Annotated in this window: 13 protein-coding genes; 5 read left to right on the forward strand and 8 right to left on the reverse strand. The window is 72.7% G+C overall.

Going from position 1 to position 11546, the window contains the following annotated elements; all coding sequences use genetic code 11:
* The first annotated feature begins 161 nt into the window (after positions 1 to 161).
* The 4 genes from greA (at position 162) to ACFVS0_RS03815 (ending at position 3438) form a co-directional block, all read left to right on the forward strand.
* Positions 162 to 644 (forward strand): transcription elongation factor GreA, encoded by a 483-nt coding sequence (gene greA / locus ACFVS0_RS03800; protein WP_429764557.1) that lies wholly within the window; start codon positions 162 to 164, stop codon positions 642 to 644.
* Between the two features lie 286 nt (positions 645 to 930).
* Complete coding sequence (gene ectA / locus ACFVS0_RS03805; RefSeq protein ID WP_430587205.1) at positions 931 to 1557, forward strand: diaminobutyrate acetyltransferase; 627 nt, start codon at positions 931 to 933, stop codon at positions 1555 to 1557.
* A 171-nt stretch (positions 1558 to 1728) separates the two neighbouring features.
* Positions 1729 to 2988 carry a diaminobutyrate--2-oxoglutarate transaminase gene (ectB, locus tag ACFVS0_RS03810; RefSeq protein WP_430549033.1) on the forward strand — a complete coding sequence of 420 codons (1260 nt, stop codon included), beginning with the start codon at positions 1729 to 1731 and terminating at the stop codon, positions 2986 to 2988.
* Between the two features lie 45 nt (positions 2989 to 3033).
* Positions 3034 to 3438 (forward strand): ectoine synthase, encoded by a 405-nt coding sequence (locus ACFVS0_RS03815; RefSeq protein ID WP_430548885.1) that lies wholly within the window; start codon positions 3034 to 3036, stop codon positions 3436 to 3438.
* A gap of 106 nt (positions 3439 to 3544) precedes the next feature.
* On the opposite strand, the gene ACFVS0_RS03820 is transcribed toward ACFVS0_RS03815, so the two are convergent.
* The 8 genes from ACFVS0_RS03820 to melA all read right to left on the reverse strand — a co-directional run bounded on the left by ACFVS0_RS03820 (position 3545) and on the right by melA (position 10504).
* Positions 3545 to 4852: an RNA polymerase sigma factor gene (locus tag ACFVS0_RS03820; protein WP_430587206.1), complete on the reverse strand. Its 1308-nt coding sequence runs from the start codon at positions 4850 to 4852 to the stop codon at positions 3545 to 3547.
* Positions 4849 to 5193: a YciI family protein gene (locus ACFVS0_RS03825; RefSeq protein WP_430562344.1), complete on the reverse strand. Its 345-nt coding sequence runs from the start codon at positions 5191 to 5193 to the stop codon at positions 4849 to 4851. Before ACFVS0_RS03825 ends, ACFVS0_RS03820 begins: the two co-directional genes overlap by 4 nt.
* Positions 5193 to 5582, reverse strand: a complete 390-nt coding sequence (locus ACFVS0_RS03830; RefSeq protein ID WP_430548882.1) for a YciI family protein — start codon at positions 5580 to 5582, stop codon at positions 5193 to 5195. The genes ACFVS0_RS03825 and ACFVS0_RS03830 overlap by 1 nt, the downstream gene beginning before the upstream one ends.
* On the reverse strand, positions 5582 to 5740 hold the full coding sequence (locus tag ACFVS0_RS03835) for a hypothetical protein (RefSeq protein ID WP_430548881.1): 159 nt from the start codon (positions 5738 to 5740) through the stop codon (positions 5582 to 5584). Before ACFVS0_RS03835 ends, ACFVS0_RS03830 begins: the two co-directional genes overlap by 1 nt.
* Positions 5741 to 5811: 71 nt before the next feature.
* On the reverse strand, positions 5812 to 6711 hold the full coding sequence (locus ACFVS0_RS03840) for a carbohydrate ABC transporter permease (RefSeq protein ID WP_430587207.1): 900 nt from the start codon (positions 6709 to 6711) through the stop codon (positions 5812 to 5814).
* Entirely contained in the window at positions 6708 to 7679 is a 972-nt protein-coding gene (locus ACFVS0_RS03845; RefSeq protein WP_430587208.1) for a carbohydrate ABC transporter permease, read from the reverse strand. The genes ACFVS0_RS03840 and ACFVS0_RS03845 overlap by 4 nt, the downstream gene beginning before the upstream one ends.
* Positions 7663 to 8976 (reverse strand): ABC transporter substrate-binding protein, encoded by a 1314-nt coding sequence (locus ACFVS0_RS03850; RefSeq protein ID WP_430584660.1) that lies wholly within the window; start codon positions 8974 to 8976, stop codon positions 7663 to 7665. Before ACFVS0_RS03850 ends, ACFVS0_RS03845 begins: the two co-directional genes overlap by 17 nt.
* Positions 8977 to 9073: 97 nt before the next feature.
* A complete protein-coding gene (gene melA, locus ACFVS0_RS03855; RefSeq protein ID WP_430587209.1) occupies positions 9074 to 10504 on the reverse strand; it encodes an alpha-galactosidase in 1431 nt (476 codons plus the stop codon).
* 160 nt (positions 10505 to 10664) lie between these two features.
* Between melA and ACFVS0_RS03860 the strand changes: the two genes are divergently transcribed.
* Positions 10665 to 11441: a helix-turn-helix domain-containing protein gene (locus tag ACFVS0_RS03860; protein WP_430587210.1), complete on the forward strand. Its 777-nt coding sequence runs from the start codon at positions 10665 to 10667 to the stop codon at positions 11439 to 11441.
* Positions 11442 to 11546: the final 105 nt, after the last annotated feature.

Consider the following 11546-nt stretch of genomic DNA (forward strand, 5'->3'; position numbering starts at 1 on the left):
ACGCTGTTCGCCCAGGGCAGAGGCCTGGGTTCTGGCGCCTCCCCGGGCTATCCTGAGGGATTCACACGCAGTCCTGCCCCAGCCGACGCGCGTGCCGACGCCCGTCGGTCGCCCGCGCACGGCCGAAACAGGCCATCGAGCACCACGAAAGGAGAGCCCTCGTGACCGAGAGCACTGTCACCTGGCTCACCCAGGAGGCTCACGACCGGCTGCAGGCCGAGCTGGAGCACCTCTCCGGCCCCGCCCGCACCGAGATCGCCGAGCGCATCGCCGCCGCCCGCGACGAGGGCGACCTCAAGGAGAACGGTGGCTACCACGCCGCCCGCGAGGAGCAGGCGAAGAACGAGGCCCGCATCCGCGAGCTCACCGAGAAGCTGCGTCACGTGCAGATCGGCACGCCCGCGGACGACGGCGTCGTGGAGGCCGGCATGGTCGTCACCGCGGTCGTGGCCGGGGACGAGATGACGTTCCTGCTCGGCTCCCGCGAGATCGCCGGCACCACCGACCTCGACGTGTACTCGCCGACGTCGCCGCTCGGTGCCGCGATCGACGGGCACCGCATCGGCGAGAAGGTGGCCTACACCGCGCCGAACGGTCGCGAGATCCCCGTCGAGATCCTCAAGGCCACGCCCTTCGCGGGCTGACCTCCCCCGGGCCGCGCCCGGCTCCGACGCATGCCATGGGCGTGCCCGTCCCGACGGGCACGCCCATCGTCGTCCCCGGGGTGACGCCATCCGCGACTTCACCCCGTCGGTCTCAGCATCCGAGACGGATGGCGATCCGTAGAACCGTCGATGATCCGTCGATGATCAACGCGACCTTTCGTTGCGCTACCAACGATCGGGGACCCGCCGCCGGCGCCGGCCGGTCGAGGAATGGTCATGGCCGAGGTGAACTTTCCCCCGCGATGCGTCTATGGTCGATGGCGGTATGGACACGACGGACACCGCAACGACCAACCATTCGACCGACGACAGCTCGACCGACAGCCCGACCGACGCCACGGCGTCGTCCCGCGCCGCGGAGCCCCTCCCGGGCCTCACGGTGCGCCCGCCCACGACGGCGGACGGCGCAGCGATGTGGCGCCTGGCGCGCGACTCGGGCTCGCTCGACCTCAACTCCTCCTACGCCTACCTGCTGCTCGCGGACCACTTCGCCGCGACCTGCCGCCTGGCGTTCCTCCCCGAAGGCCCCGACGGCTCTGACACGGAGGGCGAGCCCGTGGGCTTCGTCTCCACGTACCGGCTGCCGGCCGACCCGGCCACGCTCTTCGTGTGGCAGGTCGCCGTCGACCCGCGGGCCCGTGGCCGCCGCGTCGCGGGGCGGCTGCTGGACGCCGTCGTCGACGCGACGGCGGAGGGTGACGGCCCCGCCGTCACCCGGCTGCACACCACCGTGACCGCGGACAACGTGTCGTCGCGGCGCGTGTTCGCGCGGTGGGCCGCCGAGCGCGGCGCGACCCTGCGCGAGACGACGGGCTACGAGGCCGCACACTTCCCCGACGGCCACGAGGCCGAGCCGCTGCTGGTGATCGAGGGCATCCGCCCTCCCCGTTGACCGACTCCACCATTCAGGTCCCTCAGACCTCGGGCTGCGCCGGTTCGGCGCGCAGGTGACGACGCAGCCCTCTCCACCACAACACCGCACCGGCGCGCACCACCTCAAGGAGTGTCCTTCGTGACAACCCCGACCGTCCCCACCACCGAGGCGTCCGCCGCCGACGACCCGATGGGCTTCACCGCCCTCGAGTCGGAGGTCCGCAGCTACTCGCGCTCCTGGCCCGTCGTGTTCGACCGGGCCTCGGGAGCGACGGTCCACGCCGAGGACGGCACCGAGTACCTCGACTTCTTCGCCGGCGCCGGCACGCTCAACTACGGGCACAACAACCCGCTGCTCAAGCAGGTGCTGCTGGACTACCTCACCGACGACCGCATGGTGCACACGCTCGACATGTTCACCTCGGCGCGCCGCGAGTTCCTCGAGACGTTCAACGAGGTGATCCTGGAGCCCCGCGGCCTGGACCACAAGGTCGTGTTCCCCGGCCCGGGCGGCGCCAACGCGGTGGAGGCGGCGCTCAAGCTGGCGCGCAAGGTGACGGGCCGCGAGTCGGTCATCAACTTCACCAACGCCTTCCACGGCATGACGCTGGGCGCGCTGTCCGTGACGGGCAACTCGATGAAGCGCGGCGGCGCCGGCATCCCCCTGGTGCACGCCACCCCGATGCCGTACGACGACTACTTCGACGGCGACGTGCCCGACTTCGTGTACCTGGAGCGGCTGCTCGAGGACAGCGGCTCGGGCCTCAACGCGCCCGCCGCCGTCATCGTCGAGACCGTGCAGGGCGAGGGCGGCATCAACGCCGCGCGTGCCGAGTGGCTGCGCGGCCTGGCCGACCTGTGCAAGCGCCACGACATCCTGCTGATCCTCGACGACATCCAGATGGGCTGCGGCCGCACCGGCAAGTTCTTCTCGTTCGAGGAGGCCGGCATCGTGCCCGACATCATCTGCCTGTCGAAGTCGATCTCCGGCTACGGCCTGCCGATGGCGCTCACCCTCGTGCGCCCCGAGCTGGACATCTGGGAGCCGGGCGAGCACAACGGCACGTTCCGCGGCTTCGCTCCCGCCTTCGCCACGGCCGCCGAGGCGATCCGCACCTACTGGACGGACGACACGCTCGAGACCGCCACGATCGACAAGGGCGCGCTCGTCGAGGCGCACTTCAACTCTCTCGTCGCCCGCTACGGCGACGACGTGCTGGTGGCCAAGGGCCGCGGCCTCGCCCGCGGCCTGCAGACGCCGGACGGCGAGACCGCGAGCCGCATCTGCGACGAGGCGTTCTCCCGCGGGCTGCTCATGGAGACCTCGGGCCCCGACGGCGAGGTCGTCAAGCTGCTGCCGCCGCTGACGATCACGTACGACGAGCTGCAGCGCGGCCTGCGCATCATCAGCGACTCCGTGGCCGCCGTCCTGCCCGCGCCGACGGCCTGACCCGCACCCGAACCCGCCGCTCCCGAACCACCGGAGGTACCACCCATGCTCGTGCGCACGCTCGACGAGATCACCGACACCGACGCCGACGTCAAGAGCGAGAACTGGCGCTCGAAGCGGATCATCCTGGCGAAGGAAGGGGTCGGCTTCTCCGTGCACGAGACCACCCTGTACGCCGGCACCGAGAGCTTCTTCTGGTACGCCAACCACATCGAGGCCGTCTTCATCACGTCCGGCGAGGGCGAGATCGAGGACCTCGGCACCGGCGAGGTGCACCAGCTGCGGCCCGGCTCGCTGTACCTGCTCAACGACCACGACAAGCACAAGGTGCGCCCGCGCACCGACATCACGTGCGTGTGCGTGTTCAACCCGCCGGTCACCGGCCGCGAGGTGCACGACGAGAACGGCGTTTACCCGCTCGTCACCGAGCCGGAGGCCGCCGCGGTCTGACCCGCCCCGCCGCCGAGGTAGGACCGAATCTGCCGAGGTAGTACGTGCCCTCGCGAGGGCTCGTTGCTACCTCGGCAGTTTTCGTCCTACCTCGGCGGGTTTCGGACTACCTCGGCGCGACGGCCGCGAGGCGGGAGCGCAGCAGGCGGCGGTCGCCCTCGCGGTCGACCAGGTCGAGGGCGCGGCGCAGCTCGACGACGGCGTCGGCGGGCCGGCCGGCGCGTGTCAGCAGGTCCGCCCGCAGGGCCGGCAGCAGGTGGTAGCCCGCCAGGGCCGGGTCGCGGGCGACGGCGTCGACGGCGGACAGGGCGGCGTCGGCGCCGCGCACCTCGGCCACGGCCACGGCCCGGTTGAGCGCGACGACGGGCGACGGCGCCAGGTCGAGCAGCACGTCGTAGAGCGCGAGCACCTCGACCCAGTCCGTGTCCCCCGCGGTCGCCGCCCGGCAGTGCAACGCCGCGATCGCCGCCTGCACCTGGTACGGACCCGGCCGGCGCGCCGCGAGCGCCGTGTCGAGCACGGCCAGCCCCTCGTCGATCTCGTCGCGGCGCCACCTCGAGCGGTCCTGCTCCGCCAGGGTCAGCGCGACGCCGTCGCCCCCGCTCCGCGCGTCGCGCCGCGCGTGCTGCAGCAGCAGGAGGGCGAGGAGGCCGCATGCCTCCGGCTCCTGGGGCAGCAGCCGGGCGGCGAGCCGGGCCAGCCGCACCGCGTCCCCGGCCAGCGCGCGGCGGTCGGCGCACCCCTCCACCTCGTCGGCGGGCTCGGCCCAGGCGTCGTAGCCCTCGGTGAAGAGCACGTAGAGCACCGCGAGCACCGCGTCGGTGCGCTCGGCCAGCAGCCCCGGCGGCGGCACCCGGAACGCGATGCCGGTGGCCCGGATGCGCCGCTTGGCCCGGACGAGCCGCTGGGACATCGTCGCCTCGGGGACGAGGAACGCACGGGCCACCTGCGCCGTCGTCATCCCCGTGAGGGAGCGCAGCGTGAGCGCCACGCGGCCGTCGAGCGGCAGGGCCGGGTGGCAGCACGTGAACAGCAGCCGGACCAGGTCGCCGTCCGGGTCGTCGGGCGACCACCCCTCGTCGTCGAGGCCGCGCTCGACCTCGTCGTGCACGCCGTCGGCGGCCCGTCCGGGCCCGGCGACGCGCTCGCCCCGCCGCACCGCGGCCTCGCTCTTCTCCGCCTCGACCTGCCGGCGGCGCAGCACGTCCAGGGCGTGCCGCCGCGCCGTCGTCGTGAGCCACGCGCCCGGCCGGTCGGGGACGCCGTCGCGCGACCAGGTGCGCAGCGCCGTGGCGAACGCCTCCTGCGCGGACTCCTCCGCGAGGTCGAGGTCGCCGGTGGCGCGCGCCACCGCGCCGAGGACGCGTCCCCACTCGCTGCGGAACGCGTCCTCGACGGCGTTCGTGGTCGTCACGCCGGCTCGACGCCGTCGGTCGGCCAGAACGGGTGCACCTCGACCGTGCCGCCGCCCCAGGCGCCCGGATGCTCGGCGGCGATCGCGAGCGCAGCCTCGAGGTCGGGGGCCTCGACGACGTCGAACCCGCCGATGACGTCCTTGGTCTCGGTGAACGGCCCGTCGGTCACCAGGGGGCGACCGTCGCGCACGCGCACCCGGCGCACGTCGGCCGCGGGGCGCAGCCGCTCCCCGAGCACCCGGGACCCGTCGGCGTCGTGCCGGCGCACCCACTCGACGATGTCGGGCGTCGGGCCGCGGTCGGGGACGTCCGGCTCGACCACCAGCAGCAGGTACCGCATCAGGCGCCTCCCTCGCGCGTCTCGTCGGCAACGCCGTCTCCCTCGAGCCCGAGCGGCCAGAACGGCCGTAGCTCGATGGCACCCTCGTGCGCCATGGGGTGCTCGGACGCGATGGTGATCGCCGTGTCGAGGTCGGGCGCGTCGATGACGTCGAACCCGCCGATCGCCTCCTTGGTCTCCGAGAACGGGCCGTCGGTCACCAGTGCGCGCCCGCCCCGGACCCGCACCCCGACCGCGTCGGCGGGCGGGCGGAGCCGGTCGCCCAGCACGGCGGTGCCGCTGCCGTAGTACTTCTCCACCCAGCCCTCGATGGGCGGCGCGCCCGCGGCGTCCTCCGGCCGCAGCTGCGGGTCCTCGGGGGTGGACAGCACCAGCATCAGATACCGCATCAGATCTCCTCGTGGAAGCCGTTGAAGAACACCATCGGTCCGAAGAACGCCACGTCGACCGGGCGGTAGGCGCCGATGCCCAGTCCTTCGCGTCGCACCTCGGCCAGGAACCGCCTCGCCGCCAGGTCATCCTTCAGGATCGTGTCCAGGAAGCGCATCGTCCACCTCTCTTCCCGCGGCCGGCGGCCGCGTCATGAGCACGACGAACGGGGGCGACCCGGACCGACACCTATTTGATCCCCGTGCTCGCGATGCCCTGCACGAACGTCTTCTGGAAGACCAGGAACACGACCAGCAGGGGCACGACGGCGACGGTCGCCACGGCCATCACCGCGCCCCACGGCGAGCTGAAGGCGGGGTTGCTGGTCAGGGTGGACAGCCCGACCGGCACGGTGAGGCTCTCGTTGCCCTGCAGCACCACCAGGGGCCACAGGAAGTCGTTCCAGCGGTTCATGAACCCGAGGATCACGAGGACGCCGACCAGGGGGCCGCACGACGGCAGCACCACCCGGAAGAAGGTGCGCAGCTCCCCCGCGCCGTCGAGCCGCGCGGCCTCGATGAGCGCGTCCGGCACGCCCAGCATGAACTGGCGGGCGATGAAGATCCCGACGACGTCGAACAGCGTGGGCAGGATGACCGCCCACGGCGAGTCGACCAGGCCCAGCCGCGCCACGACGAGGAACGCGGGCACCAGCGTGACCTGGATCGGGATCATGATCGTCACGAGGAACACCGCGTACAGCAGCCCGCGCCCGCGGAACGGGTACTTCGCGAGCGCGTACCCCGCGCCGAGCGAGACGCACACGGACAGCGCCGTGCCGACCGTGGCGACGAGGAACGAGTTGCCGAGCCAGTGCCACACGGGCTGCGTCGCGAAGACCTCGGTGAAGTTGCCGGTGGTCGGCGCGTCGGGCCAGAGGTAGAACTCGCTGCTCTGCGACTGCCCGCCCGGGGTGAGGGCCGAGACGACCATCCAGTACAGCGGGAAGACGACGAGGATCGCGACGGCGGTGAGGCCGGCGGTGAGCAACCAGCGGCGGCGGTGGGTCCGGCGCTCGCGCGGGGAGCGGCGGGACCCTGCCGGCCCGGTGCCGGGAGCGGTGCGCGCGGGGACGGCGGTGGTGGTCACAGGAGCTCCTCGGCTTTCTTCGTCGCGCGCTGCCGCAGCAGCGTGAAGACCAGCAGGATCAGCACGAGCAGCAGGCCCAGCGCGGCGGCGTAGCCCATCCGGGCGTCGGCGAACGCGGACCGGAACACGTACTGGATGAGGACGGTCGTGGAGAAGCCGGGGCCGCCGCCGGTCATCACGTAGATGACGTCGAAGGCCTGCAGCGAGAACACCACGTTGAGGATGAGCAGGATCGACGTGGTCGGCGCGAGCATCGGCACGGTGAGGCGCCGGAACCGCTGCCAGCGGCTCGCACCGTCGATGGCGGCGGCCTCGCGCAGCTCGGACGGGATCGACTGCAGCGCGCCCAGGTAGATCACCATGCAGAAGCCGATGCGGGTCCACACGACGACGAGCACCAGCGTGAGCATCGCCGTGCGCGGCGACGTCAGCCACGGCAGCCCGTCGAGCCCGACCGCCCGGAGCGCGTTGTTCGCGACCCCGTAGTCCGGGTTGAAGATCCACGACATGATCACGCCGACCACGACGCCGGCCGCGACCATCGGCACGAAGAACAGCGCCCGCAGCAGGCCCCGTCCCGGCAGCGGGCGGTTGAGCGCGACGGCGAGCGCCAGCCCGACCGCCATCGCCGTCGGCACCGTGCCGACGGTGAAGACCACCGTGTTGAGCAGGGCCGTGCGCAGCAGCGGGTCGGACAGCATGGTCCGGTAGTTGTCCGCGCCCACCCACTGCCCGTCGCCGAGCGTGGCGGTGTCCTGGAACGACAGGGCGACCGCGATGACGATCGGCACCAGGGAGAACGCGAGGAAGAGCAGCCCCGCGGGGCCGACGAACAGGTAGGGCGCCCAGCGGCCGCGACGGCGGCCCGCGGGCCCGTCCGTCCGCGACGTCGCGCGCGCGACGTCGGCCGTCGGGGAGGCCGCCGGGGGCGCCTCCGGGGCCGTGAGGGTCTCACCGCGTGGTGACACTGCGCATCGCCTCCGTCATCTGGGCGCCGCACTCGGCGGGCGTGAGCTCACCGAGGAAGCACAGGTCGAGGTAGTCCGCGAAGACCGAGTTGAGGGAGCTGAAGTACGGCCCGGACTGGGCGCGCACCATGGACAGCGGGATGGTCGCGGCCTGGTCGATGAACTGCTGCATCGTGGCCTCGTGCCGGTCGTAGCCGATGTCCGCCGCGTCCAGCGAGGAGCGGGCGGGCAGCCAGTTGCCGCGCCGGCAGAACTCGGCGACGTGGGTGCGGCTCGTGAGGAACGCGACGAGCTCGGCCGCCAGCTCGGGGTGCTTGCTGGACCGGGTCACGGCCAGCGCGTTCCCGCCGAGGTCGGACGCCTCGCCGCCGTTGCGGATCATGTAGGTGGTGCCCCACTCGTCGGGGCGGGCCTCGTCGAGGGCGGCGATCGCCTCGGGGTTGTCGAGCAGCAGCCCGGTCTGGCCGGTGGCGAAGAGGTCGCGCCCGACGGCGCCGCCGCCCGACTTGCTCATGTTCGCCGGCGAGACCAGCCCGTCGGCGTACCAGCGGCGGCCGAAGTCCAGGGCGCCGACGGCGGCGTCGGTGTCCATGCTCGGCGTCTCGCCGTCCTCGCCGAGGAACGCTCCCCCGTTCTGGTAGACGACGGGCATCCAGCGGTACGCCGTCTCGGGCCCGCTCCAGCCGTAGCCGAAGCCGTACCGCCCCGTGATCTTGCGTGCCTCGGTGGCGATCTCCAGGAACTCGTCCCACTGCCACGCCTCGTCGAGGGTCTGCGGCACGTCCACGCCGATCTGCTCGATCACGCGCTTGTCGTAGTAGGTGATGAAGTTGTCCGTGTGCTGGAAGACGCCGAACAGGCCGTCGGCCTTGGCGCCGATCGCCCAGAACGGCTCCGACCAGTCGTCCTGGTACTCCGGCGGCACGGCGCCCGTGAGGTCGACCAGGCTGCCGTTGGCGGCGTAGCGGCCGATCTGCTGCGGCGTGATGCGGATGATGTCGGGCGCGAGGTCGGCCGCGAGCCGCGTGATGAACCACTGGTGGAACTGCCCGGTCGTGACCTCGACCGCGACGCTGGTGCCCGGGTGGGCGGCCACGAACTCGTCGGCGAGCGCCTGGTACGACTCCAGGTCCAGGGGGATGTTCCACGAGGACAGGCGCAGGTGCTTCGTGCCGGTCGGGGCGCCGGAGCAGGCCGCGAGCGCCCCGGCCACGCTGATCCCGGCCACCGCCAGGAAGCTCCGCCGGGACAGCCGGCGCGAGACCGGGTGCCTGCCGGGCACCGAGGGGGTCGGCATGTCGTCTCCTCTTCGTCGAGGGATCGTCGAGTCGGGGCGGCGCGGCGCGCGGCCCCGCGGGGTGCCCCGGCGTCGTCGCCGGGGCACCCGGTGTCGCTCAGCGCGCCAGGACGGGGTCCCGTTCCACGGTGGACGCCGCCGACGAGACGGACGACGCCGGGCGCAGGGCTGCGGGCAGCAGCGCGGCGTGGGCGTCGAGCAGCTCGTCCGTCATCGCCCGGGCCTGCTCGAGCGTGCAGTGCGCGGACGTCAGCGGGTCGAGGGCGACGGCGTGGTGCACGTGCTCGACGTCGCCGGTGAGGGCCGCGCGGACGGCGAGCGTCTGGACGTTGACGTTGGTGCGGTTGATCGCCGCGAGCTGGGGCGGCAGCTCCCCGAAGGACGTCGGCTGCACCCCGTTGGCGTCGACGAGGCACGCCACCTCGACGCACGCGTCGTCGGGCAGGTTGGTGATGACCCGGCCCGCGTTCGGCACGTTCCCGTAGACGACGGCGGGCACGCCCGTGACGACGGCGTTGACGATCGACGCCCCGTACTCGACGGACGGGCTGAGGTCGGCCTTGAGCCGCTCGAGCTGCTCGTCCACGTCGCCCTGCTCGTCGTGGGCGGAGCAGATCTCGTAGTAGTCCCAGCGTTCCGGGAGGTATTCGAGCACGGTCTCGGGATCCTTGCGGAACCACGGGACGTACTCCGACGCGTGGTGGCTGGACTCGGTCTCGAAGTACCCGAAGTGGTTCATCAGCGTGGTGCGCACCTGCTCGTTGCCGCCCTCGTACGTGCTGGCGGCGAGCGCGGCCTCCGAGTGGTCGCCGTCGTCGGCGAGCAGGTCGGCGGCCGCCCGGCCGCGGACGTGGCGCTCGGCCATGACCTGGCGCAGACGCGGGTACAGGTCCTCGGCGCCCCGGCGGAACTCGAGGACCCAGGCCTGGTGGTTGATGCCGGCGCACCGGTAGGAGACCTCGTCGTAGGGGACGCCGAGCGTGCGGGCGAGCATGCGGGTGGTGCCCTGCACGCTGTGGCACAGGCCGACGGTGCGCAGGCCGAGGGCGTTGAGATAGGCGGTGGCCATCGCCATCGGGTTGGCGTAGTTGATGAACTGCGCGTCCGGGCAGACCTCCAGCGCGTCGGCCGCGATGTCCTGGTACGCGCGCACCGAGCGCAGGAAGCGGAACACGCCGCCGGGCCCGACGGTGTCGCCCACGGTCTGGTCGACGCCGTAGCGCCGCGGGATCTCGACGTCGTGCCGGTAGGACTCCACGCCGCCCACCTGGAACGTGATGATGACGAAGTCGGCCCCGTCGAGGGCCGCGCGCCGGTCCGTGGTCTGCTCGACGACGGTGGGCAGGCCGTGGTGGTCCACGAGCTCACGGGCCGCGCCCGCCACCCGGTCCAGCCGGTCGGCGTCGAGGTCCATGAGGCAGAGCGTCGCGTCGCGCAGGGCGGGGAAGCTGAGCAGGTCACCGATGAGCCGGAACGGGAACACGAAGCCGCCGGCGCCGATGATGGTGATCTTCGGGGAATGAGCCATGCAGCGACGCTAGGCCCGAGGATGGCGGTCGATCCTCCGGATCGGTCGCCCCGCTTTCCGGGATCCTTCGATCGCCCTAGGCTCCCCGCATGACGCTGACGGTCGACGACGTCCGCCTGAGGAGGCCGCCCTGTGGGTGCGCCACGGTGCGCCCCCGGTGATGGAGCACCCGCACCGCCACGACGACCTCGAGCTCAACCTCGTGCACGCCGGACGCCTCGAGTACCTCTTCGGCGGGTCGACGCTGCGGGTCGAGGCGGGCCAGGTCGCGCTCTTCTGGGGCGGCACCCCGCACCAGCTCGTCGACCCCGACGCGGTGGAGTCGGCCGTGTCGTGGGTGCACGTGCCGCTCACCGAGGTGCTCGGCTGGGCGCTGCGGGCCGATCAGATCGCGGTGCTGCTGCGTGCCCGGCCCGTGGTGGTGCCCGCCGCCGCGCTCGCCCGCGACGTCGACGCGCTCTTCGCCACGTGGCACCGCGACGTCCTCGCGGGCGGGGACCACGCCGTCGTCATGCTCGAGGTGCAGGCCTTCGTGCGCCGGACGCTCGCGGCCGCGGAGGCCGCGGGCGCGCCCGGCCCCGCGGGCGACGCGACGGGCGCACCGGGGCCGTCGGGCGCGGCCGCGCGCGCCACCGCGATGGCGCAGTTCGTGGCGGAGCACTACCGCTCCCCCATCGCGCCGTCGGACGTCGCGCGCGCCGTCCACCTCTCCCCCAGCCACGCGATGACCCTGTTCAAGCGGGTGGTGGGCACCACCCTCGGCACCTACATCGCCCGGTGCCGGGTGGCGGAGGCGCAGCGCCTGCTCATCACGACGGACGCCACCACGGTGGAGGTGGGGCACGCGGCGGGATTCACGTCGCAGAGCAGCTTCTACGACACCTTCCGCCAGATCTGCGGGTACGCGCCCGGCGACTACCGGCGCGCGCTGCGGTGACCCGGGCGGGCCCGGGGGGAAGGCAGGGGGGGGGAGCGGAAGAAAGAACAAGGGAGAGGAAAAAGGCAGCAGACGCACCGGCGTGGTTCTTGCCCCTTGTTTTCC

Origin of the sequence: Isoptericola sp. NPDC058082 (genome assembly GCF_042885055.1) — a bacterium.
GTDB lineage: Bacteria > Actinomycetota > Actinomycetes > Actinomycetales > Cellulomonadaceae > Isoptericola.

Coding starts and splice junctions, on each gene's coding strand:
- ACFVS0_RS03835 (WP_430548881.1), bottom strand. CDS start 5,740: ATGCGCTTCCTGGACACGATCCTGAAGGATGACCTGGCGGCGAGGCGG.
- ACFVS0_RS03815 (WP_430548885.1), top strand. CDS start 3,034: ATGCTCGTGCGCACGCTCGACGAGATCACCGACACCGACGCCGACGTC.
- ACFVS0_RS03825 (WP_430562344.1), bottom strand. CDS start 5,193: ATGCGGTACCTGCTGCTGGTGGTCGAGCCGGACGTCCCCGACCGCGGC.
- melA (WP_430587209.1), bottom strand. CDS start 10,504: ATGGCTCATTCCCCGAAGATCACCATCATCGGCGCCGGCGGCTTCGTG.
- ectA (WP_430587205.1), top strand. CDS start 931: ATGGACACGACGGACACCGCAACGACCAACCATTCGACCGACGACAGC.
- ACFVS0_RS03860 (WP_430587210.1), top strand. CDS start 10,665: ATGGAGCACCCGCACCGCCACGACGACCTCGAGCTCAACCTCGTGCAC.
- ACFVS0_RS03830 (WP_430548882.1), bottom strand. CDS start 5,582: ATGCGGTATCTGATGCTGGTGCTGTCCACCCCCGAGGACCCGCAGCTG.
- ACFVS0_RS03850 (WP_430584660.1), bottom strand. CDS start 8,976: ATGCCGACCCCCTCGGTGCCCGGCAGGCACCCGGTCTCGCGCCGGCTG.
- ectB (WP_430549033.1), top strand. CDS start 1,729: ATGGGCTTCACCGCCCTCGAGTCGGAGGTCCGCAGCTACTCGCGCTCC.